Source organism: Pseudomonas sp. LAIL14HWK12:I10 (assembly GCF_900184205.1).
Taxonomy (GTDB): domain Bacteria; phylum Pseudomonadota; class Gammaproteobacteria; order Pseudomonadales; family Pseudomonadaceae; genus Aquipseudomonas; species Aquipseudomonas kermanshahensis.
Map to the genome: position 1 here is coordinate 52,890 of NZ_FXWU01000008.1, position 20,499 is coordinate 73,388.

General features: G+C 63.0%; 23 protein-coding genes. 9 read left to right on the plus strand and 14 right to left on the minus strand.

Translation table 11 applies throughout. From position 1 onward, the window contains the following. Positions 1-58 precede the first annotated feature (58 nt). From fapC to mcpP, 6 genes are all read right to left on the minus strand, one after another. Positions 59-1,558 carry an amyloid-like fimbrin subunit FapC gene (fapC, locus tag QOS90_RS18300; RefSeq protein ID WP_027594770.1) on the minus strand — a complete coding sequence of 500 codons (1,500 nt, stop codon included), beginning with the start codon at positions 1,556-1,558 and terminating at the stop codon, positions 59-61. 51 nt (positions 1,559-1,609) lie between these two features. Further along, positions 1,610-2,182 carry a fibril amyloid subunit FapB gene (fapB, locus tag QOS90_RS18305; RefSeq protein WP_027594771.1) on the minus strand — a complete coding sequence of 191 codons (573 nt, stop codon included), beginning with the start codon at positions 2,180-2,182 and terminating at the stop codon, positions 1,610-1,612. Between the two features lies 1 nt (position 2,183). After that, on the minus strand, positions 2,184-2,621 hold the full coding sequence (fapA, locus tag QOS90_RS18310) for a functional amyloid chaperone FapA (protein ID WP_027594772.1): 438 nt from the start codon (positions 2,619-2,621) through the stop codon (positions 2,184-2,186). A 298-nt stretch (positions 2,622-2,919) separates the two neighbouring features. Continuing rightward, complete coding sequence (locus QOS90_RS18315) at positions 2,920-3,471, minus strand: AAA family ATPase (protein WP_027594773.1); 552 nt, start codon at positions 3,469-3,471, stop codon at positions 2,920-2,922. After that, a complete protein-coding gene (pnuC, locus tag QOS90_RS18320; RefSeq protein ID WP_027594774.1) occupies positions 3,468-4,034 on the minus strand; it encodes a nicotinamide riboside transporter PnuC in 567 nt (188 codons plus the stop codon). Before pnuC ends, QOS90_RS18315 begins: the two co-directional genes overlap by 4 nt. A 100-nt stretch (positions 4,035-4,134) precedes the next feature. Further along, complete coding sequence (gene mcpP / locus QOS90_RS18325; RefSeq protein ID WP_027594775.1) at positions 4,135-5,769, minus strand: methyl-accepting chemotaxis protein McpP; 1,635 nt, start codon at positions 5,767-5,769, stop codon at positions 4,135-4,137. A gap of 296 nt (positions 5,770-6,065) precedes the next feature. On the opposite strand from mcpP, the gene QOS90_RS18330 reads away from it, so the two are divergent. Beyond that, positions 6,066-6,896: an undecaprenyl-diphosphate phosphatase gene (locus tag QOS90_RS18330; RefSeq protein ID WP_027594776.1), complete on the plus strand. Its 831-nt coding sequence runs from the start codon at positions 6,066-6,068 to the stop codon at positions 6,894-6,896. Between the two features lies 1 nt (position 6,897). Continuing rightward, the gene (locus QOS90_RS18335; protein ID WP_027594777.1) at positions 6,898-7,302 is read left to right on the plus strand and encodes a DUF1294 domain-containing protein; all 405 of its coding nucleotides are present in this window, start codon (positions 6,898-6,900) and stop codon (positions 7,300-7,302) included. A gap of 3 nt (positions 7,303-7,305) precedes the next feature. Here QOS90_RS18335 and QOS90_RS18340 read toward each other — a convergent pair whose 3' ends face one another. After that, positions 7,306-7,665, minus strand: coding sequence for an MmcQ/YjbR family DNA-binding protein (locus QOS90_RS18340; RefSeq protein ID WP_027594778.1), 360 nt, complete (start codon positions 7,663-7,665; stop codon positions 7,306-7,308). Further along, positions 7,658-8,560: a LysR substrate-binding domain-containing protein gene (locus QOS90_RS18345; protein ID WP_027594779.1), complete on the minus strand. Its 903-nt coding sequence runs from the start codon at positions 8,558-8,560 to the stop codon at positions 7,658-7,660. The genes QOS90_RS18340 and QOS90_RS18345 overlap by 8 nt, the downstream gene beginning before the upstream one ends. 132 nt (positions 8,561-8,692) lie before the next feature. Here QOS90_RS18345 and QOS90_RS18350 point away from each other — a divergent pair, with 132 nt between their 5' ends. After that, positions 8,693-9,304 carry an FMN-dependent NADH-azoreductase gene (locus QOS90_RS18350; protein ID WP_027594780.1) on the plus strand — a complete coding sequence of 204 codons (612 nt, stop codon included), beginning with the start codon at positions 8,693-8,695 and terminating at the stop codon, positions 9,302-9,304. A 121-nt stretch (positions 9,305-9,425) separates the two neighbouring features. Here the strand turns inward: QOS90_RS18350 and QOS90_RS18355 are convergent, their stop codons facing one another. The 4 genes from QOS90_RS18355 to QOS90_RS18370 form a co-directional block, all read right to left on the minus strand. Further along, complete coding sequence (locus tag QOS90_RS18355) at positions 9,426-10,631, minus strand: NAD(P)/FAD-dependent oxidoreductase (protein ID WP_027594781.1); 1,206 nt, start codon at positions 10,629-10,631, stop codon at positions 9,426-9,428. Between the two features lie 81 nt (positions 10,632-10,712). Beyond that, positions 10,713-11,768, minus strand: a complete 1,056-nt coding sequence (locus tag QOS90_RS18360; protein ID WP_027594782.1) for a GlxA family transcriptional regulator — start codon at positions 11,766-11,768, stop codon at positions 10,713-10,715. A 38-nt stretch (positions 11,769-11,806) separates the two neighbouring features. After that, positions 11,807-12,409 carry a cupin domain-containing protein gene (locus QOS90_RS18365; protein ID WP_027594783.1) on the minus strand — a complete coding sequence of 201 codons (603 nt, stop codon included), beginning with the start codon at positions 12,407-12,409 and terminating at the stop codon, positions 11,807-11,809. A gap of 38 nt (positions 12,410-12,447) precedes the next feature. Beyond that, positions 12,448-14,400, minus strand: a complete 1,953-nt coding sequence (locus QOS90_RS18370) for an oxidoreductase (protein WP_027594784.1) — start codon at positions 14,398-14,400, stop codon at positions 12,448-12,450. A gap of 177 nt (positions 14,401-14,577) precedes the next feature. Between QOS90_RS18370 and QOS90_RS18375 the strand changes: the two genes are divergently transcribed. The 6 genes from QOS90_RS18375 to QOS90_RS18400 all read left to right on the plus strand — a co-directional run bounded on the left by QOS90_RS18375 (position 14,578) and on the right by QOS90_RS18400 (position 18,607). After that, positions 14,578-15,621, plus strand: a complete 1,044-nt coding sequence (locus tag QOS90_RS18375; protein WP_085273495.1) for an ABC transporter substrate-binding protein — start codon at positions 14,578-14,580, stop codon at positions 15,619-15,621. A 41-nt stretch (positions 15,622-15,662) separates the two neighbouring features. Then, positions 15,663-16,418: a class II aldolase/adducin family protein gene (locus QOS90_RS18380; RefSeq protein WP_027594786.1), complete on the plus strand. Its 756-nt coding sequence runs from the start codon at positions 15,663-15,665 to the stop codon at positions 16,416-16,418. A gap of 141 nt (positions 16,419-16,559) precedes the next feature. After that, the gene (locus tag QOS90_RS18385) at positions 16,560-17,447 is read left to right on the plus strand and encodes an EamA family transporter (RefSeq protein WP_085273494.1); all 888 of its coding nucleotides are present in this window, start codon (positions 16,560-16,562) and stop codon (positions 17,445-17,447) included. Positions 17,448-17,508: 61 nt separating this feature from the next. Beyond that, positions 17,509-17,829 carry a YbjQ family protein gene (locus QOS90_RS18390; protein WP_027594788.1) on the plus strand — a complete coding sequence of 107 codons (321 nt, stop codon included), beginning with the start codon at positions 17,509-17,511 and terminating at the stop codon, positions 17,827-17,829. A 139-nt stretch (positions 17,830-17,968) separates the two neighbouring features. Further along, positions 17,969-18,157 carry a hypothetical protein gene (locus tag QOS90_RS18395; protein WP_027594789.1) on the plus strand — a complete coding sequence of 63 codons (189 nt, stop codon included), beginning with the start codon at positions 17,969-17,971 and terminating at the stop codon, positions 18,155-18,157. Between the two features lie 144 nt (positions 18,158-18,301). After that, positions 18,302-18,607, plus strand: a complete 306-nt coding sequence (locus tag QOS90_RS18400; protein WP_027594790.1) for a hypothetical protein — start codon at positions 18,302-18,304, stop codon at positions 18,605-18,607. Between the two features lie 46 nt (positions 18,608-18,653). On the opposite strand, the gene QOS90_RS18405 is transcribed toward QOS90_RS18400, so the two are convergent. Next, entirely contained in the window at positions 18,654-18,986 is a 333-nt protein-coding gene (locus QOS90_RS18405) for a hypothetical protein (RefSeq protein ID WP_027594791.1), read from the minus strand. Between the two features lie 324 nt (positions 18,987-19,310). Next, complete coding sequence (gene ampC, locus QOS90_RS18410; protein ID WP_085273493.1) at positions 19,311-20,453, minus strand: class C beta-lactamase; 1,143 nt, start codon at positions 20,451-20,453, stop codon at positions 19,311-19,313. Positions 20,454-20,499: the final 46 nt, after the last annotated feature.

The window sequence follows — 20,499 nt, forward strand, 5'->3', positions numbered from 1 at the left end:
GTGCCTTCTTGTTCTGGTTGAAAAAGGCCCCCCGCAGGGGGCCTCGAGGCTACAGCCGTTAGAACGAGGTGTTGGAGATGGCCAGCGAGTTGCTTTGCTGGTTGCCCACACCGGCTGCCACGTTGACGCCCAGGTTGCCGCTGCCGCCATTCACCGAACCGCTCAGGGTTGCAGTGTTGGTCACAGGGTTGGCCCAGCCGGTTGGGGTCAGCACTTGGAAGGACACAGTGTTGCTCAGGTCATACGAGCTGCTTTCGCTGAAGCTTTTCGACACGTCGTTAGACGATTGATTGGCTTTTTCGCCCGATTTTTCGTACGCAGACTCCGAAGCGTTTGCGTAAGAAGAATCGTGGGCTTTCTCATACGAAGAGTCGCGGGACTTCTCGTACGAAGAGTCGCGAGACTTGTCGTACGAAGAGTTGCGGGTCTTGTCGTAGGAGGAGTCGAACGCTTTTTCGAACGACGAGTCGTAGGCGCTTTCATGCGACTTGTCGATCGAAGCATCGAGCGACGCATTGAGCGAAGCATCGAAGCTGTCGGTACGGGTGCGTTCACGACGGCCATCGTCGGTGGTCACAGTGCGCGTCGCATCGGCGGCAGCAGCCAGGGTAGCGTTCAGGCTGGCACTGCTGGACGAGCTGGCGTTGCCGCTGGCAGAGCCGCTGGCGTTCCAGCTATTGGAGCCGCTGGCAGTGGCGCTGTTCGACCCGCTGGCGTTGGAGCTGTTGGAACCGCTGGCGTTCGAACTGGCCGAGCCACTGGAGTTCCAGGAGCTAGAGCCATTGTTGCTGGCGCTTTGGGCGCCCGCCACGCTGAAGCTCGAGGACGAGCTGCGGTCATCGCTGGAGGTGAACGAGCCATCGCGAGAGCTCGAACCGCTGGCCGACGTGGTGAAGGTCAGCGTGTCCACACGGTAGGTGCGGTCGGCGTTGTTGTGCACGGTCAGGCCTGGGCCGTTCTGGTCGGCAGAGGCGGTTGCGGTGGCATTACCCAATGGCGCATTGGTGTTGGCGATCGCCATGGTGTTTTTCTGTTGGTTGAGGTCGCCACCCGCAATGTTGACGCCCACGTTACCGGAGGAGCCGTCACCCGAACCGCTCATCACCGCAGACGATTGGGTAGACCAGTTGTCGACCCGGTTGTTGTTGCTGAACTGGCGAACGTCCGCAGTGGCTTCGGCGGTGCCGAACACGAAGCTGTTGTCCAGGCTCGAGTCGGACGCTGCGTTGGCGATGGCGGCGGCGTTGTCTTGTTGGTTGCCGTTACCGGCTGCCACGTTGACCCCGACGTTGCCGCTGGCACCGGTGGCCGAGCTGCTCATCTCGGCTTCGTTGATGGTACCTTGGTTGGTGACGGTATTGCCGGTGCTGCGCTGGCTATCTATGGCGTTGGCGGTGGCGTACACCGGGATCCGGGTGGGAGGTGGGGTGTGTTGGCCGTTGTTATGGTGACCATTGTGGTGCCCACCACGCCGGTCGTTCTGATCAGCTTGTACAGCAACAGCCATGACCGCAGCAATTGCGAAAACCAGAGGCTTGATTGCCATCGAGGGTTTCATGGTGATTCTCCGTACTTTATTTAGGTTAAGTGTTGTTCTTAACTGTTTGGGTCAATCTGCGACCCGTATGCTCAAGGTGTTGGCCATTCGGTTTCCCACCCCGGCACTCTGATTCACCTGAATCACCCCACGGCTACCGGTGAATGCCTGGTCACTGGTCGTGACCTGGCGATGGCCGGGTGCGGTGTCAGCTGGATCGGAGTTGTTGAGCAGCGCCACGTTCTGTTGCATGAGGACGCTGTCGTCGATGCTTTGCGGTTGAGTACTGAGGCTGATGCGCAGTGCGTTGGCTTGCTGGGTGCTGGCACCGGCGCTCTGGTTGACGCCCAGGGCGCCGCTGCCTTGGCTGAAAGCATTGCCCTGGATGCTCGCGGTGGCATCCATGTTGCGGTCGACTGCGGTGCCGAGCCGCTGGCGAATCTGAGTGGTGGCGCTGGCCTCATGGCCCACGGCGATGGCGCGGGCGTTAGCCTGCTGCTGCAGGTCGCCGGCTGCCTGGTTGACGGTGAGGTTGCCCTGGTATTGGCTGCCCGAATCGTCGATGTTGGCGTTGTTGATCACGGGGGATTGCGCAAAGGCCGGCGCACTGCAGAGCGTGGCCAAAATCAGCAGCGTATGCCTCATCTCACTTGCCTCCCGTCAGGATTTGCAAGGGGGCCAGGCCGCGTTGCACGCTTGAGTTGACCATGTTGGAGATGCCGTTGCCTGAACCTGAGCCGCGCCCGGCGGCGAGGTTGGGCAGTTGCGTCTGGTTGGTGACGTTGCCGCCAATGGTGTTGGTCTGTTGCGTGACCAGGGCGCTGATGCCGGCACCGCTGCTGATGTTGGCAAAGTCGCCATCGCTCAGTTCATGGGTCTGCTTGAGAATCTGCGCCGACGGGTTAGCGTTGACGGTGGTCGGGCTGGGGTCGGGAATCAGCGGCGGGATGGTCGCGTTGCGCGTCTGCACATCGCGGGTAATGGTGATGATCCCATTCTCGGCCTGGGCAGGCAGGCTCAAACCCGATCCGACGATGCTACTGACCAGCAGGAGCCGATAAATGCCTTTATCAAGATTCCCCACGATGGCAATTCCTTCTTTTGAGCGCTGGCCCTATTCAGCGTTGCGAATAAGAGAGCAGAAGGTGTGCCGCTTTCAGTTAATGCTTTGGAATCAACACGTTGGGAAGAAAAGCTGAAGAAGAGCGGCTTTTTTTGTTTCACCGCTGAAACAGGGCATTTGGCCAGCCACTGGCAAAGCCAGCACAGGCTGTGCCTGGAGGGATTTTTGCAGGGGTGTTTCACGAGGTTGACACTGCCCCCGGAACAGGGGCAACCCCCGCATTTGCGGGGACTATCACCCACCAGGGTGTGTCAGTGGCTTAACACTCGGTGGGGCAGGCTGGCGCATCGCTATCAAGCAGCGTAGCGACTGCTTGCAAGGCCCGCAACTGGCGTTGCGGCCAATTGCCATCAATCACCAATAGCGCTTGTTGATGGCGTTGCAGCCACTGCAGGCTATCGTCGAAAAAGCGCTGACGGTCGTTCAGGTCGGGGTGGCAACGCTGGCCATCGGCAACCCAGTCCACGCCTTGAGGGCTCAGTAACAGGTGCAGGTCATAGTGCCTAGCAAGCAAGGCCTGTTCCAGCCAGGCCGGGCAGTCGTCGAACAGGGCGCGGCTCCAGAGCATGTTGCTGAGCAGGTGGGTGTCGAGTATCAACAGCTCGGGCGCTTGCGCGCGGGCGCGGTCTTCCCACTCGAGCTGGCCACGGGCGATGGTGGAGATGTCTGCGTAGCAGGTGTCGCGGCATTCCTGGTCGATGAAGTGGCGCACGTATTCAGCGACCACCACGCCACCGAAATGCGCCTGCAGCACGCCACTTAGCCAGCTCTTACCACTGGATTCCGGCCCGCACAGCACCAGCACCTTCATGCTTGCACCAGCGCGGGGTCACGGCGCCATTCCAGCCAGCCACGTATGGCGATCAGCGTGAGCACCGCGAAGAAGCCTGCGGTGAAATACAGTTGCTGATGCAGGTACTGGCCGACATAGACAATGTCTACCACAAACCACAATGGCCAGCATTGCAGGCGTTTCTGTGCCATCCACAGTTGCGCGACCAGGCTGAAGCCGGTCAGCGTGGCGTCGAGCCAGGGCAGGGCGGCATCGGTCCAGTTGGCCATGGCTGCACCCAGGGCCGTGCTGAGCAGTGCGCCGAGTGCGAGCCCGGTGCACAGCGCGCGCGTGTGCAGGCGTGTCACCTGGCGGGCATCGTGCGCACGGCCCGGGCGCTTCCATTGCCACCAGCCGTACAACTGCAACAGGGCGTAGGCCACTTGCAGCAACATGCCCGAGTACAGCTTTACCTCGAAGAACAGCCAGCCATAGATCAACACCATGACCAACCCGATCGGCCAGCACCAGGCGTTCTGCTTGACGGTGAGCCAGACAGCGGTGACGCCGAGTACGGCGGCGATGAGTTCAAGGCCGGACATCGGCGATCCTTGGAGAGGCGATAAGAGGGGCGCGATTGTAGCTTGTCGATAATGGAAGGAGTAGTGCAGGAGCGCCCCGGCAAGGCCGCTCCCACAGGGGCTATACGCGGAACTGCCGCAGTAGCTGCTCCAGTTCCTGACTCAACCGCCCCAGCGCTGCGCCTGCATCACTCGACTGGCGTGCCGCCTCGGCGGTCTGCTGGGACAAGCCGGCGGTATCCAGCACGTTGCGGTTGATCTCCTCGACCACATGCGATTGCTGCAAGGTGGCACTGGCGATGGACGCGTTGAGCGCGGTCAGGTTGTGCAGCACCTGGCTAATGGCATCCAGGCTGGCACCGGCCTCGCGGGCCTGCTCGATGGTCTGGCGCGAAGCCTCGCTGCTGGTGTCGATAGCCCGTACTGCCGCGTCCGACTGGCCTTGCAGGTGCTCGATCATGGTATGGATTTCGGCCGTGGACTGAGCGGTGCGCTGGGCCAGCAGGCGAACCTCGTCGGCGACCACCGCAAAGCCACGGCCCTGTTCACCGGCGCGTGCCGCTTCGATGGCCGCGTTGAGGGCGAGCAGGTTGGTCTGCTCGGCGATGGAGCGGATCACGTCCAGCACACCCCCAATGCGCGTGCTGTGCCCGGCCAGGTCGCGAATCACCTGGACAGCCTGGTCGATGGTCGCCGACAGCCGATCGATCTGTTCCAGGCTGCCATGAATGGCCTGCTGGCCATGCTGCACTTGTTGCTGCGCCGCGCGCATTTCCCCGGCGGCCTGCTCGGCCGTCTTGGCCACATCCTGCACGGCGTAGGTGACTTCGTTGACGGCCGTGGCCACCTGCTCCATCTGTTGGGATTGCTGGGCACTGTGCTGTTGCGCTGCCCCGGCGTTGTCACCGACATGGCCGGCGGACCTGGCCAGGTCATGGGCGGCGCCCTGTAGCTGGCCGACCACGCCCTGAAGCTTGCCGTTGAAGCGGTTGAAGTGCTCGCCCAAGTGCGTGATTTCATCACGGCCGTGGGTGTCCAGGCGTCGGGTCAGGTCGCTTTCGCCACTGGCGATTGTGCCCATGGCCTGCACGGCCTCCTGCAAGGGGCGGGCGATACTGCGGGCAATCAGCATGACCACCAGCGCCATCAGCAGGGCAATGCCCAGGCCGACCAGCGAGGCGTCGCGCAATTGCCGGGCAAATTCGGCCTGCACGTCATCGATGTACACGCCTGAGCCGATAACCCAGCCCCACGGCTTGAACAGCTGTATATAGGAGGTTTTGGCCACCGGTTCACTGGCGCCGGGTTTGGGCCAGCGATAGTTGACCGGGCCGGCGCCCTGGCTGCGGGCCAGGTTGACCATTTCGTTGAACACGGCAAAGCCGTCGGGGTCGCGAATGGCAGACAGGTCCTGGCCGTCGAGCTTGGGGTTGGCCGGATGCATGATCATCTTCGGCCCCAGGTCGTTGATCCAGAAGTAGTCGTCGTGGTCATAACGCAGCGCGCGCACCACTTGCAACGCCTGTTGCTGGGCGGCATCGCGGCTCAGCGTGCCGGCCGCCTCCAGGCCTTGGTAATAGGCCAGCACACCGGCTGCGGTCTGCACCACGTGGCGGGTCTTTTCCGCCTTGGCGTGATACAGGTCGCCATGGATCTGGCGCAGCATCAGCAGGCCCAGTACTACCAGCATCGCCACTGCCACCAGCAGAATCAGCCACAGACGACGGCTGATCGACATCGATCTCAGGGTTTTCATCCAGGCACTCCCGCCTTGTTCTTGTTATTCAGGTGCATCCAAGCATGCTTTGCGACAAGCCCCCACTCGACTAATGGCTAAGTGCTAGTCTGGTCGTAGTCTGCAGCAACGGAGCAAGCCATTGCAAAGCGGCTTTGATAGGATTTCGGCCGCGCAAGATGAAACCTTTAGGGGGCGTGAACTTTTCCACTGGCGTTACGCCCAACAGTCGCTGTAAAACTGCCGGGCCGTGTGCGGCAACTTCAAGTAAATCAAGAACAAGGGGCCTGCAGCAGCAGCGCTCCATCGGGGGAATGATGGATTTTTGGACTGCCTTTCAGGCAATCATCTTAGGCGTGGTCGAAGGGTTGACGGAGTTCTTGCCGATCTCCAGCACCGGGCACCAGATCATCGTCGCCGACCTCATCGGCTTTGGTGGCGAACGGGCCATGGCGTTCAACATCATCATTCAGCTTGCCGCCATCCTGGCGGTGGTGTGGGAATTCCGACGCAAGATACTCGACGTGGTCTTTGGGCTCACCACCCAGCCTACGGCGCGGCGCTTTACGGGTAACCTGTTGCTGGCGTTCATGCCAGCGGTGGTGTTGGGCGTGCTGTTCGCCGACCTGATTCACGAATACCTGTTCAACCCGATCACCGTGGCTGCGGCCCTGGTGGTGGGCGGCGTGATCATGCTCTGGGCCGAGCGCCGTGAGCACCGCGTGGAGGTCGACCACGTTGACGAGATGCGCTGGAGCCATGCCTTGAAAATTGGTTTCGTCCAGTGCCTGGCCATGATTCCGGGTACCTCGCGTTCTGGCTCGACCATCATTGGTGGCCTGCTGTTCGGGCTGTCGCGCAAGGCCGCTACCGAGTTCTCGTTCTTCCTGGCGATGCCGACCATGGTCGGTGCAGCGGTGTACTCGGGCTACAAGTACCGTGACCTGTTCCAGCCAAGCGACTTGCCGGTGTTCGCCATCGGCTTCGTGACCTCGTTCATCTTCGCCATGATCGCTGTGCGCGCGTTGCTCAAGTTCATCGCCAACCACAGCTATGCGGCGTTCGCCTGGTACCGCATTGCCTTTGGCCTGTTGATCCTGGCGACCTGGCAGTTCGGTTGGGTCGATTGGTCGACGGCGCACGGTTGATATGGCCAAAGCTCAAAGCGAGGAGGGCGTACGTAATGTGCGCCTGAAACTGCTGGTGTTGGGCGTGCTGTGCCTGCTGCCGGGCCTGGGCGCGGCGCAGATGGCCTGGCGCGATCAGTCCTGGTTGCCGTTGGCGCTCTACCCGGCGGTAAGCCTGATCAGCCTGCTGCTGTACTGGCAGGACAAACAACAGGCACGCAGCCAGGCCTGGCGCACGCCAGAAAACGTGCTGCATGCCAGCGAGCTGTGTGGCGGCTGGCCGGGGGCGCTGGTTGCCCAGCAGATGTTCCGGCACAAGACGCGCAAGCTGTCGTATCAGCTGGTGTTCTGGGGGATTGTGTTGCTGCATCAGGTGTTCTGGGTGGACTACCTGTTTTTGGGGCGCCACCTGCTCTCCGCCATCTGATCATCAGATCAACAAGCCCACCTGCAACCGCTTCGCCAGCTTTCGCACCACCAATTGGTGCGAACGCTGCAGCAGGTCACACAGCTCGTCGCGCCCCATGGGGTAAGGCGGCGCCATGCTGACCCACCGCGCCCGGGCCAGGTAGGGCGCGGGCCGCACGCCGGGGCGGTCGCAGTAGCCCAGAAACAGCTCATCGGCGACCTTGAACGATAACCCTGCGCCCGCCAGGTCCAGCACCGCGAACATCTTGTTGCCTGCGACCGAAAACACCCGGATACCGCCCCATTTATAGTCCTCCCGCGCACCGGGCAGGCTCAGGCAAAAGTCCGCCACTTGGGCTTCGGTCATTTTCTGCTTAGACATAACGCTCCCCACAGGCCTCGAACGACGCTGCCAGATGATCAATCCATACCCGTACGGCCGGCAACACACCGCGCCGGTGAGGGTACACCGCCTGCAGATACCCCCCCGGCAATGACCAGTCCGGCAGCAGCCGCACCAGCTCGCCACGTTCCAGTTCCTCTTCGCAGAACATACTGGGTAGCGCAGTGAAGCCCAACCCGGCGCGGACCGCCGCATTGCGCACCACGAAATCATCAATGGCCAGGCGTGGCTCCAGGGCGATGTCCTGTTGGCGACCATTCGGGCCGAGCAGGCGAAAGTGTACCAGCCGGTCAGCTTCGGCCGCGCCCAGCACCGGCAATGAGGCCAGCTCGGCGGGCTCGCGAATGTGGTCGGCAAAGCCTGGAGCGGCGACCAGTTGCATTTGCGCCTGGCGCAGCCGGCGGGTAACCAGGGCCGGGTCCTCGTCGCCCAGGTCACGCACGCGCAGGGCTACGTCGATGCCTTCGGAAATCAGGTCGACCCGGCGGTTGAGCAGGACCATGTCCAGCTGTACCAGTGGGTACTGTGCAAGAAAACGGCTGATCACGTCCGGCAGAAACGCATGTGCCAGTGCTACCGGGCAGGACACCCGCAGCCGCCCGCGTGGTTCGCTGCTCATGCTAGCGACGGCCTCGTCGGCGGCTTCTGCCTCCAGCAGCATGGCCTGGCAGTGGTGCAGGTAGCGCTCGCCCACGGCGGTCAGCTTCAATTGCCGCGTGGTGCGCTGCAGCAGGCGTGTGCCCAGGCGCTCCTCCAGCTCGGCGATGCGCCGTGACAGGCGTGATTTAGGGATGCCCAGCTGGCGCCCGGCAGCGGCGAAACCGCCGGCTTCGACCACGCGTGCGAAGTAGAAGAGGTCGTTGAGGTCTTGCATGGGAATGTCTCACTGTTCCATCTGTGGGACAAACTAACGCATTTTTGCCTGCTTATCAGCTATTCGTCATCCCGGTAGGATTCTCCCCATCGTGATCGCCCAACGCCGCGGTCTTCATTACAGGAGAGTCCCATGAAACTGTTGCACATCGATTCGAGCATCCTGGGCGACAATTCCGCCTCCCGCCAGCTGAGCCGCGAAGTGGTCGAAGCCTGGAAAGCCACCGACCCAAGCCTGGAAGTGGTCTACCGGGACCTGGCTGCCGACGCCATCGCCCACTTCTCCGCTGCTACCTTGGTGGCCGCCGGTACCGCAGAAGACATGCGCGATGCGGCCCAGGCCTTCGAAGCCAAGCTGAGCGCCGAAACCCTGGAAGAATTCCTCGCCGCCGACGCCGTTGTGATCGGTGCGCCGATGTACAACTTCACCGTGCCGACCCAGCTCAAGGCCTGGATTGACCGCGTAGCCGTTGCCGGCAAGACCTTCCGCTACACCGAAGCCGGCCCTGAAGGCCTGTGCGGTAACAAGAAGGTGATCCTGGTATCCACCGCCGGTGGCCTGCACGCTGGCCAGCCGACGGGTGCCGGCCATGAAGACTTCCTCAAGGTGTTCCTGGGCTTTATCGGTGTCACCGACCTGGAAATCGTACGCGCCCATGGTCTGGCCTACGGCCCAGAGCACCGCAGCCAGGCCATCGATGCCGCACAGGCCCAGATTGCCAACGAGCTGTTCGCTGCTGCCTGATTGCAGTTAAAGGGGGCGCCTTGCGCCCCATCGCCGGCAAGCCGGCTCCCCACAGAGATAGCGCCAACCTCAGTTCTGGCGCTGTACCTGTGGGAGCCGGCTTGCCGGCGATTCGGCTGTGTCAGGCGACCGGGATCGTCGGGTCAGCCGCGGCCAGCGCCGCCGCACGATCGTTCGCGGCCGGTGGGTAGATCCAGACCGTGTTGATCTGCGATTTGAGCACCTTCGCCTCTGCCTTGTCTTCCGGTGGCGACACCTTGCGCTCCCAGCCTTCGGTATACACTGCGCCCCAGGCGCCCAGGTCGAGGCAGGTGACGTACTTGGGCTGGCTGTAGGTCATCGGTGCCACGCCGATCAATTCGGCCACGGCATTGTTGCCGGCGTAGCGGCCCAGCGGGATCGCATGCTGGCAAGACATCACCGCATAGTTGCCAACCTCGTCGCAGGCGGCATAAGCAACGTCGCCTGCCGCGTAGACCGCGTCGTTACCCTTGACCTTGAGGTTGCCGTCCACGTGCAGCCGGCCTTGGCGGTCCCGGTCACCGCTGATCTGCTCGGTCAATGGGTTGGCCTTGAACCCCACCGTCCAGATCACGGTATTGGCATTGATGCGCTGGCCGTTATCCAGCAGGACGCCGTCGGGGTCCACCGAGGCCACGGTTGCGCCGCAGATCCATTCCACCCCCAAAGCCTCGGATGCCTGCTCGATCGCGGGGCGAATGCCATCACCCAAGGCTGCGCCGATCCTGGCGCCACGGTCGATGACCAGCACACGCAGTGTGGCCTGCTCACCGAGGATGTTGCGCAAGCGCGCCGGCAACTCGGTGGCAGTCTCGATGCCGGTGAAGCCACCCCCGGCCACCACCACGGTGTTGCGGGCAGGTGTGTCCGGCAGGCTAGCCAGGGACTTGAGGTGCGCCTCCAGGCGCGCCGCACTGTCGATCTTGTCGACATCGAAAACATGCTCGATACCGACCATGTCCGGCCGGTTGAGCACACTGCCGCAGGCCATGATCAGGCGGTCATAACCCAGCTCGCACTCGGTACCGCTTTGCGTGCGATAGCGTACGCGCCTGGCAGCTTCATCGATGTGGAAGGCCGTGCCTTGCACAAAGCGCACGTTCACCGCCTCAAACAGCGCCTCCAGCGGCGCGGCCATCGTATGTACTTCAGGTTCGTAGAAGCGCGGGCGTACATGCAGTTCGGCCTGGGGCGCGAGCAGCGTCACCTCGACATCATTGCGACCGTTCAAGTCCAGCTGGCGAACAGCGCTCAGGGCGCTCCAGAGGCCGGCAAAGCCCGCGCCAATGATCAGGATATTCTTCATCGTTGTGCTCCTGGAATGTCCGGGTACTCAAGGTAGCCCGTGTTTGAGGAGACCGATGTTACGAGCGACGAGCGTAACGCCCTAGGTCAAAGAACCCTGAATTTCGGCCAACGAAACAGAGCGTGCAAAACGGGCGCGATAGTCACGCGGTGTTACCGCCAGATGACGCTGGAAGGCCAGGCGCATGCGTTCTTCGTTGCCGAAACCGCACTGGCGCGCGACCTGCTCGATAGGGCTTTCGACGCTTTCCAGCAGGCGCCGCGCGGCTTCCAGGCGGAACACTTCGATAGCTTTGGCCGGTGTGCGGCCGGTCTTGAGCTTGTACACCCGGGTGAAGTTACGCAGGCTCATGTGCGCCTGTTCGGCCAGGTGTTCGACGCTCAGCCGCGGGTCGCCAAGGTGTTCGTTGAGCCACAGGTGCAGGGCTTCGAACTCGCTGCAATCGCGGCCCTGCAGCTTGAGCAGCTCACTGAACTGCGCCTGGCCGCCAGGCCGTTTGAGAAAGACCACCAACTCGCGTGCCACCTGCATCGCCACTTCACGGCCGCAGTCCAGTTCGACCAGGGCGAGGGCCATGTCGATGCCGGCGCTGACCCCGGCCGAGGTCCACACCGCGCCGTGCTGAACGAAGATCGACTCGTGGTCTACCTGCACCGCTGGGAAGTCGCGGCGCAGTACCTCGCACATGGCCCAGTGGGTGGCGGCGCGGCGCCCATCGAGCAAACCGGCGCTGGCCAGCAGAAATGTGCCGCTGCACACCGAGGCTGTGCGCCTGGCCTGCACGGCGGCGCGGCGCAGCCAGGCCACCAGCGGCGCGTGGTCGGGGAGGGTGCGGATGATGTCCGGGGCGCCGGGTACGATCAGCGTGTCGACAACCTGTGCCATCACGGTGTCCAAGGTTTCTGTCGCCACCACCAGGCCTTCAGCGGTTTGCTGCAGGCCGCCGTCAAGGCTGGCGGTGTGTACCCGATAGCCTGGTCGGCCGCGTTCGGCCATGGCCTTGGTGGCGGCCCAGAACACCGTCTGGGCGCCCGTGAGGTCGAGCAGGCCCATGTGCGGATAGGCGACGAAGACCACGACGCGAGGGTGGTCGACCGGTTGCAGCGCAGGCTCAAGCTGGTGGGCGTGTTCAGTCATTGGCGGATGGCCTGATCAAAAGTGACCGCTTGGCGGGCTCAAAAGGTCGGTGGCGTGATCACCCAGATCACCACAGCATCCACGTCCCCTGGGTTGCCATAGCGATGCGGCTCCTGGCTGGAGTAGCTGAAACTGTCGCCTTCGCCCAGCTGAAAATAGCGCTCGCCCACCCACAGTTCAAAACTGCCGCTGAGAATATACCCTGCCTCTTCGCCGTCGTGGCTGTAGCTCTGCTGGCTGTAGGTGCCCGGTGGAAAGCGCGAGTGAAGCATCTCCAGCTCGCGGTTGGGCTGGGGTGTCAGCAGTTGGTCGACGATGCCGTCCTCATAATGCACGCTGAGGCGGCTGTTACGGCGTACCACGTAGCCTTGGTCCTCTGGCGCAGTGCTGGCCTCGCTGGCAAAGAACCACTGGATGGTCACACCCAGGCTGCGGGCGATGTTGAACAAAGCCGGGATCGACGGGTAAGAGAGGTTGCGCTCCAACTGGCTGATGTAGCCGGCCGTCAGCTCGCTCTGTGTGGCCAACTCCGCCAGGGTCATGCCGCGGCGCTTGCGCAAGCCGCGGATGCGGGTTCCCAGAAACTGCGGCGCGGCGCTGCCGTCGTCGGTGGCGGAGGGGGGCTGCGGGAGTTGGCTCATGCACGTCGGTCCGTCGGAAAACGGCAGTATGTACAGCCTCAGAGCGCCCAGGCAACCGTCAGGCCATCGTGAATTGCCTCCTCGGCGGTACGCGGTGCCAGGCAGTCGCCGATGCGCCGAACTTCGACCAGGCCGGCCAGCTCCGTCGCCAAGGTGTCGTTTGGCTGGTGGCCCAGGCACAGCACCAAGGTGTCGATGCCTTCGAAGATCATCGGTTCGCCGCTGGCCGTGTGCTGCAAGTACACGCTGTTGTCGTCGCAGCCATAGAGGCGGGCGTAGGGCGTGATGGGAATACCCAGGCGGTGCAGCTCGCCAGCCAGTTGATCGCGCACGTACAGCGGCAGGTTCTCGCCGCAGTGGGTGCCGTTCACCGCCAATTGCACCTGATGCCCTTCGCGCGTCAGGCGTTCGGCGATACCCGGGCCGATCCAGTCGCAACGCCAGTCGATGACCAGGACCGAGCGCCCTGGGGTGACCTCGTTGCGCAGGATTTGCCAGGCATCCACTACCTGCAGTTCGCCGGCGCGTTCGAATGCCGGCCAGTAGGGCGTGGCGCCGGTGGCGGCAATCACCAGGTCGGGCCGCTCGCGCTCGACCAGTGCGCGGTCGACCCGCGTGTTGCGCACCACCTCCACGCCGGCCAAGGCCATTTCCCGTTGCAGGTTGGTGCTGGCGCCGCCGAATTCGCTGCGCCGGGGTAGCAGTTGCGCCAGCAGCACCTGGCCACCCAGTTGTGGGCCGGCCTCATACAGGGTGACGTGGTGGCCGCGCGCGGCGGCGACGGCGGCCGCCTTCATGCCTGCGGGGCCGCCGCCTGCAACCAGGATGCGCTTGGGGGCTGGGGTGGGCGTCATCTGGCCGTACTGCAGTTCGCGGCCGGTTTCTGGGCGCTGAATGCAGGAAATCGCCAGGCCGCGGTGAAAATGCCCGATGCATGCCTGGTTGCAGGCAATGCAGGCGCGCACGTCCTCAACTCGGCCATGCTCGGTCTTGGTCGGCATCAGCGGGTCGCAGATCAGTGCGCGGGTCATGCCACACACGTCGGCCTGGCCACGCGCCAGGATCAGCTCGGCCTCTTGGGGTTGGTTGATGCGCCCAGTAACGAACAACGGAATGGCCAGGCGCTGCTTGAACGTGCCGGCTTCGCGCGCCAGGTAGGCCGGCTCGATGGCCATGGGCGGGACGATATGCACCGCGCCCCCCAGGGACGCCGAGGTGCCGGCGACGATGTGCAGGTAGTCGAGCTGGCTTTGCAACGCTTCGGCGGCCGCCAGCGACTCGTCTTCGCTCAGGCCTTCACTGTCACGCTCGTCGGCGCTGATGCGCAGGCCGACGATGAAGTGTTCGTCGGTCGCGGCGCGCACCGCCGCCAACACTTCGCGCAGAAACCTCAGGCGCTGCTCCAGGCCGCCGTTGTAACCATCGGTGCGCAGGTTGACCCGCGGATTGAGAAACTGCGCAGGCAGGTAACCATGGCTGGCGACCACTTCGACGCCATCCAGCCCCGCCTGGTGCAGGCGGCGGGCGGCGCTGGCATAGCCCTGGATGATGTCATCGATCATCGGCTGGTCCAGCGCGCGCGGCATCACCCGGAAGCGCTCGTTGGGCACCGACGAGGCCGAATAGGCCACTGCCAGCAAGCCGTCGGCAGATTCCATGATCTCCCGCCCTGGATGAAACAGCTGCGACAGCACCACGGTGCCGTGTTCATGGCAGGCCTCGGCCAGGCGGCGGTAGCCGTCGATGCAGGCATCGTCGGTGGCCATCAGCACGTGGGAGGTGTAGCGGGCGCTGTCATGCACACCGGCCACCTGCAGCACAATCAGGCCAACCCCACCGGCGGCGCGGTCACGCTGGTAAGCGATGAGCTTGTCGTTGACCAGGTTGTCGGTGGGCAGGCACGTGTCGTGGCCCGTGGACATGATGCGGTTCTTCAGCCGTTTGCCGCGAATCTGCAAGGCTTCGAACAGGTGGGGAAAGGCAGTTTGCATACGGGCGGCTCCGGTGCGGTGTTGTTCTTGTTTTGTTTATGAAAGTGTACCGCCAGTAAAAAATCAACTTGTTTTTTTACTGGTGCGCGGCTAGGTTTTCTTCACCCTCACTGGTGAGGGCGTGACCTCACAACAACAAGAAATCGGGCCCTTGGGCACCGGCAGGAGGCAACCTCGATGCATGCATTCCCTCGCACAACCCACCTTTGCGCAGCGCTTCTGGCCCTTGGCTTGGGCAGTGCGCACGCTGCGCCGCAGATGGTCGTGGTCGGCTATGGCGGCGCTGGTCAGAAAGCCCAGGACGAGGCGATCTTCAAGCCTTTCAGTGCCCAGGACGGCAGCAAGTTGATCCAGAGCGAATACAACGGCGAAATGGCCCGTATTCAGGTCATGGCCGATACCGGCAACGTCGATTGGGACGTGGTGCAGATCGAGGGGCCAGACCTGATGCGCGGCTGTGAGGAGGGCATCTATGAGCGGCTGGACTGGCAGCGCCTGGGCCATGCCGCCGAGCTGATTCCGGATGCCGCGCAGGACTGCGGTTCTGCCGCCCTGGTGTGGAGCGTGGCGATTGCCTATGACCGCAACAAGCTGGCTCAAGCCCCGGCTTCATGGGCCGACTTCTGGGACGTCAGCAAGTACCCAGGCAAACGTGGCCTGCGCAAGCGTGCGGTGTACAACCTGGAGTTCGCCTTGCTGGCTGATGGGGTCAAGGTCGAGGACGTGTACACGGTACTGTCAACGCCCGCCGGGGTTGACCGCGCGTTTGCCAAACTCACTGAGCTCAAGCCCTTTATCCAGTGGTGGGACGCGGGTGCCCAGCCGGCCCAGTGGCTGACTGCCGGCGATGTGGTGATGACGTCTACCTACAGCGGCCGCATCGCGGTGGCAGCGCAGCAGGGCAGCCCGCTGGCATTGGTCTGGCCGGGCAGCCTGTATGGCATGGACTATTGGGCGATCATCAAGGGCTCGCGGCATGTCGACCAGGCCAAGCGGCTGATCGCCTATGCCAACCAGCCTGATACCCAGGTGCGTTACGTCGAGCAGATCCCCTATGGGCCGACCAACACCCAGGCAGCGGCCAGGCTCGCCCCGGCGCTGGCCGGCTGGGTGCCAACCTCGCCACAGAACCTGCAGGGGGCGCTGGCGATGAACGTGGCGTTCTGGGTCGACCATGGCGAAGAGCTGGAGCAGCGATTCAATGCCTGGGCTACGAAATAGCCTAGTGTTCACAGCTGCTTTTCTAACAGGATGAACGAGAAATGACCCCTACCGAACAGACCCTGCGTCAGGAGCTGGCGGCCTGCTACCGCCTGGTCGCTCACTTTCGCATGAGCGACCTGATCTTCACGCACATCTCGCTGCGCGTGCCTGGGCCGGAGCACCACTTTCTGATCAACCCCTACGGCTTGCTGTTCGACGAGATCACAGCCTCCAGCCTGGTGAAGATCGACTTGCATGGGCAGCCAGTCGAGGCGACCCCACACCCGGTCAACCCGGCCGGGTTCGTCATCCACAGTGCTATTCATGCGGCTCGCGAAGACGCCCACTGCGTGCTGCACACCCACACCCGGGCCGGGTGTGCGGTGGCGGCACTGGAATGTGGCCTGCTGCCGGTCAACCAGATGTCCATGGAGTTTCATGGCAAGGTTGCCTACCACGATTACGAAGGCATCGCCCTGGACCTGGATGAGCAACAGCGCTTGGTGGCCGACCTGGGTGACCGGCCGGTGATGATCCTGCGTAATCATGGGTTGCTGACCACCGGGCGTTCTGTGGCCGAAGCCTTCCTGCGCATGTACTACCTGGAAAAAGCCTGCGAGATCCAGTTGGCGGCGCAGAGTGCCGGGCAATTGATCCTGCCGCCGGCCGCCGTGTGTGAGCGTACCGAGCAGCAGTTCAATGCGCCACTGAAGGGCTTGAAGCAGGGCGAACTGTCGGACCCGGATGCAGTGGGGCTGGCGTGGGGCGCGCTGCTGCGGATGCTGGGGCGGGTGGCGCCGGGTTACCGCGACTGATGGTTGAATGCCACGGCGTATGAAGACTGCAACAGTGACACTGTTGCGCAACCCTGCGCCCTAACTGTGCTGGTCCCTGGAAAAGGAATAGCCTTATGCTGTAACGAAATATGTCTAGAAAGCCTGAAGAAGGATGTCGCAATGCCGCTCAAGGACCTGCTGATCGCCCTGGTGGTGATTGTTGCGTGGGGAGTCAACTTCGTGGTCATCAAGGTCGGCCTGGATGGCCTGCCGCCGATGCTGCTGGGGGCGTTGCGCTTCTTGTTGGTGGCCTTCCCGGCGGTGTTGCTGGTAAAGCGGCCCAAGCTGCCCTGGCGCTGGTTGATCGCTTATGGCGCGACGATCTCCTTGGGGCAGTTCGCCTTCTTGTTCCAGGCCATGTACAGCGGTATGCCGCCGGGGTTGGCGTCGTTGATCCTGCAATCCCAGGCATTCTTCACCTTGGGTTTCGCTGCGTTGTTCCTGGGTGAGCGGTTGCGCCTTGCCAGCCTGCTGGGGCTGCTGGTGGCGGCCAGCGGGTTGGCGTTGATCGGCAGTGAAGACGGCGGCCATGTGCCTATGCTTGCGCTGTTGCTGACCCTATGCGCGGGCGCGATGTGGGGCGTGGGCAACATCATCACGCGGCGTTTCGGGTCGGTCGACCTGGTGGCACTGGTGATCTGGGGCGGGCTGATTCCACCGTTGCCATTCTTGGCTTTGTCGTGGTGGCTGGAAGGGCCTGAGCGCATCGGCCATGCCTTGGCCAACATCGGTTGGAACTCGGTACTGGCGTTGGCCTACCTGGCATTCGTCGCCACCATGCTCGGCTACAGCCTGTGGAGCAAGCTGTTGTCGCGCCACCCGGCGGGCAAGGTCGCGCCATTCTCGCTGCTGGTCCCCGTGATTGGCTTGAGCTCCTCGGCCTGGTTGCTGGGGGAACGCCTGACCATGTTGCAGGGGTGGGGCGCGTTGCTGGTGATGGTCGGGCTGCTGGTGAATGTGTTTGGCGCGAAGATCGGCCAGCGGTTACGTGCGGCCAGCGTCTCCTGACGCCGGGCTGCCAGTGCTCTGTTAGAATTGGCGCTTTTCGCCAGGCCAACGGAGCACTTTCATGATCATCTCCACTACCAGCCAGCTCGAAGGCCGTCCGATTGCCGACTACCTGGGCGTCGTCAGTTCTGAGTCCGTGCAGGGCATCAACTTTGTGCGGGATTTCTTCGCGCGTTTCCGCGACTTCTTCGGTGGCCGTTCACAAACCCTGGAGAGCGCACTGCGCGAGGCCCGCGAACAGGCTACCGAAGAGTTGAAAGCGCGCGCACGGCAGTTGAATGCTGATGCCGTAGTCGGTGTGGATTTCGAAATCAGCATGCCGTCGGTGCAGGGCGGCATGGTGGTGGTGTTCGCCACTGGCACGGCAGTCCGCCTGAAGTAAGGCGATGTGCCACTGGTCGGGGGTAAAGCGTTTGGCCGGGCAGTCTGCAAATGACCAGCTAGTCTCACTTTTACCGGCCGCGTTCACCTAGGCAATACATCTGCTTGCCGGCGCGACCACCACTGGAGGGAGACTGGGCATGAGCGAATCCTTTTTTGAAGACCTGAACGACGCATTCCCGATCAACAGCCAGGTGCGTTGCGGCCAGTCGGCATTCCGTCTGGGCTTCGCCAACATGACGCTGGATGATTCGGAACAGCTTCAGCCTGCACATCTGCAGCGCACCAAGAAGGGCCGCTTCATGCCGCGGGTTCCGCTGAAAAAGTGATCCCGCTCCAGCAACCCCGCCAAACGGCGGGGTTTTTATTGCCATTCGTTGACGCCGCTCATGGCATCGCTGGGTTGCGCTCGCAGGGCTTGCGAAGATGTGGTTTTCTGGCGCGGCATTTCAGCAAACGGAGATTGAACGCTCATGCGAGTCAGGGAAGAGACCTATTGGCAGTGGGCCGACGCTCAACTGCACAGCCGCAGCCACGATGAAGCACTCAGTGACGGCACCACGCTGGATGTGCAGGTGCGGTTGTCGCGCCTCGGCGCCACCCAGTTGTTCCTCGGTGTGTACGCCGGCAATGGCCGGGCAGTGCTGGAAGAGTATTACCCCTCGCGCCCTGGCGAGACCATGACCCGTGCGCTGGTCTGGGGTGTCGAGCGGGCCCGGGCACTGGCTACCGGCGCCTTGCCGCTGCCAGCCATGGCGCAACCGCGCAGGCGCGCATGAAAAAGCCCGGCCTTTTGGGGCCGGGCTTGAGGGTGCGGGTAGCCACTCAGTTGAGCGGTTCGATCACCTTGACTGCCTGCCGCTCACGGGCGGCGGGCCATTCTTGTTGCAGGGTCTGCAGCACGCGGCCAACGAACTCGGTGTCGGCAGCGGCCTTCTTGCCGACGTAGCCTTGGCCACGGCGGTAGACCTTGAAGCGTGCACGCATGCTGGGCAGGTGCTCTTCGAATTCAGCTTCGATGGTGTTCGGTGGCAGGCGGTCGAGACGCACCTCACCGGTCTGGCTGACCCACAGCAGATGGTCGTCGAGGCTGTCCTTGCGCACGGCGAACAGCTGGGCCAATTGGTCGATTGTGGGATTGTTGTTCAAGTTCATCATAAAGCCCCCATTACCCATTCGTAGGTGATTTTCACAGTTGGCGCTACCACGGTGTAGCGCACTACCAAGGCTGCTACAGCAGCATCGCAACAGGGGCTTTCACACGCTGCCTTTTGGACAGTTCCCTCTCCACGGACGGCCTGCGTTACCGCGCAAGCCGTCTGGAACACCCTTGCCACCGCTCCCGATCGGGGAGACGACTCAATCATGCCCAAGCGCGATGAATGGCGTCAACAGTTTTGTAGTGAATATTTTTAGGCACTACATTTTTGTCATGTTGTTCGACAATCCAGCGGCTGGCCGGCGTAAAACCGGCCGATGCCTTTACAGCCCCTCAAGAATCTGGAAGGCCGCACGCACGCGGGCTTCGTTGGGATAATTACGATTGGCCAGCAACACCACGGCCATGTTCTTGGCAGGAATAAAAGCGGCGTACGCGCCAAAACCACTGGTTGCGCCGGTCTTGTTGTACCAGGCCTCACGCAGGGCAGGGCTGGCAGGGACGAGGCGGGTGGTGGCCTGAGGCTCACGGATCAGGCGAGGGTTGTTGCCATCGATCAGGGTGCCTAGCGCAACCGGATAAGGGTAATGCTCCCAGCCAAGGCCCTGGGTCATGGCGCCGACCTGGAAGTAGCCCTTATGGGTGATCGCGATGGCGTTTTGCAGTGCAGCGGGCAGGCCGTCTGCTTTCATCTGCAGGCGCACGTAGCGCAGCATGTCGCTGGCGCTGGTCTTGATGCCATAGGCTTCATCGGCATAAGGGCCTGGGCTGACGCGTACCGGGCGGTCTTCTGCGTCGTAGCCTTGGGCATAAAGCCCTTGGGCGCTGGCGGGTACTTGCAGGTAGGTGTGTTTCAGGCCCAGTTGCACCAGCAGGCCCTGGCTCATCAGCTCCGCGAAGGGGCGCTGCTGCGCGCGTGCCGCCAAATCGCCGAACAGGCCCAGGCTTGGGTTGGAATAGCAGCGCTGGGTGCCCGGCGCGGCGCGAGGCTTCCAGTGGCGGAAGAAGTCCACGACCTGTTGCGGCGTCTGCACTTCATCGGGGAACTGCAACGGTAGGCAATCGGCGCTGTAGGCCCCCAGTTCCAGCACGCTGGCGTCTCCCAGTGGCACCCCGGCCAGTGCGGGCTGATAGCGTTTTGCCGGGGCCTGAAGGTCCAGTTTGCCTTCGGCGCTGGCCAGGGCAGCGAGGGTAGCCGTGTAGGTCTTGCTCAACGAGCCGACCTCGAACAGGGTGTCTTGGGTAACCGGCGTGCCCTCGGCCTTGCTGGCCACGCCATAGTTGAAATAGTGCGCCTGGCCGTGGGCGTACACCGCCACGGCCATGCCGGCGATGCCTTGCTCTTGCATCAGCGTGCGAATGAGGGGGTCGACGCGTGCTTGCAGCGTGTCGTCAGCCTGAGCGGCTGCGTGGCCCATGGCGAATGTGATGGCGGCAGCAAGTGCGGCCAGGCGAGGGAGCAACATGGGCAGGTCCTTTGTGGGATTGTGTCCGTTCATCGACACCTGTGGG

What these genes read in the sequence shown, in the direction of transcription:
- QOS90_RS18395 (WP_027594789.1), top strand. Translation starts at nt 17,969, where the DNA reads ATGAGCGAATCCTTTTTTGAAGACCTGAACGACGCATTCCCGATCAAC.
- QOS90_RS18335 (WP_027594777.1), top strand. Translation starts at nt 6,898, where the DNA reads ATGGCCAAAGCTCAAAGCGAGGAGGGCGTACGTAATGTGCGCCTGAAA.
- QOS90_RS18360 (WP_027594782.1), bottom strand. Translation starts at nt 11,768, where the DNA reads ATGACTGAACACGCCCACCAGCTTGAGCCTGCGCTGCAACCGGTCGAC.
- QOS90_RS18330 (WP_027594776.1), top strand. Translation starts at nt 6,066, where the DNA reads ATGGATTTTTGGACTGCCTTTCAGGCAATCATCTTAGGCGTGGTCGAA.
- QOS90_RS18340 (WP_027594778.1), bottom strand. Translation starts at nt 7,665, where the DNA reads ATGTCTAAGCAGAAAATGACCGAAGCCCAAGTGGCGGACTTTTGCCTG.
- QOS90_RS18405 (WP_027594791.1), bottom strand. Translation starts at nt 18,986, where the DNA reads ATGATGAACTTGAACAACAATCCCACAATCGACCAATTGGCCCAGCTG.
- QOS90_RS18315 (WP_027594773.1), bottom strand. Translation starts at nt 3,471, where the DNA reads ATGAAGGTGCTGGTGCTGTGCGGGCCGGAATCCAGTGGTAAGAGCTGG.
- QOS90_RS18345 (WP_027594779.1), bottom strand. Translation starts at nt 8,560, where the DNA reads ATGCAAGACCTCAACGACCTCTTCTACTTCGCACGCGTGGTCGAAGCC.
- mcpP (WP_027594775.1), bottom strand. Translation starts at nt 5,769, where the DNA reads ATGAAAACCCTGAGATCGATGTCGATCAGCCGTCGTCTGTGGCTGATT.
- QOS90_RS18385 (WP_085273494.1), top strand. Translation starts at nt 16,560, where the DNA reads ATGCCGCTCAAGGACCTGCTGATCGCCCTGGTGGTGATTGTTGCGTGG.
- ampC (WP_085273493.1), bottom strand. Translation starts at nt 20,453, where the DNA reads ATGTTGCTCCCTCGCCTGGCCGCACTTGCTGCCGCCATCACATTCGCC.
- fapB (WP_027594771.1), bottom strand. Translation starts at nt 2,182, where the DNA reads ATGAGGCATACGCTGCTGATTTTGGCCACGCTCTGCAGTGCGCCGGCC.
- QOS90_RS18370 (WP_027594784.1), bottom strand. Translation starts at nt 14,400, where the DNA reads ATGCAAACTGCCTTTCCCCACCTGTTCGAAGCCTTGCAGATTCGCGGC.
- QOS90_RS18375 (WP_085273495.1), top strand. Translation starts at nt 14,578, where the DNA reads ATGCATGCATTCCCTCGCACAACCCACCTTTGCGCAGCGCTTCTGGCC.
- pnuC (WP_027594774.1), bottom strand. Translation starts at nt 4,034, where the DNA reads ATGTCCGGCCTTGAACTCATCGCCGCCGTACTCGGCGTCACCGCTGTC.
- QOS90_RS18400 (WP_027594790.1), top strand. Translation starts at nt 18,302, where the DNA reads ATGCGAGTCAGGGAAGAGACCTATTGGCAGTGGGCCGACGCTCAACTG.
- QOS90_RS18380 (WP_027594786.1), top strand. Translation starts at nt 15,663, where the DNA reads ATGACCCCTACCGAACAGACCCTGCGTCAGGAGCTGGCGGCCTGCTAC.
- QOS90_RS18390 (WP_027594788.1), top strand. Translation starts at nt 17,509, where the DNA reads ATGATCATCTCCACTACCAGCCAGCTCGAAGGCCGTCCGATTGCCGAC.
- QOS90_RS18350 (WP_027594780.1), top strand. Translation starts at nt 8,693, where the DNA reads ATGAAACTGTTGCACATCGATTCGAGCATCCTGGGCGACAATTCCGCC.
- fapC (WP_027594770.1), bottom strand. Translation starts at nt 1,558, where the DNA reads ATGAAACCCTCGATGGCAATCAAGCCTCTGGTTTTCGCAATTGCTGCG.
- QOS90_RS18355 (WP_027594781.1), bottom strand. Translation starts at nt 10,631, where the DNA reads ATGAAGAATATCCTGATCATTGGCGCGGGCTTTGCCGGCCTCTGGAGC.
- QOS90_RS18365 (WP_027594783.1), bottom strand. Translation starts at nt 12,409, where the DNA reads ATGAGCCAACTCCCGCAGCCCCCCTCCGCCACCGACGACGGCAGCGCC.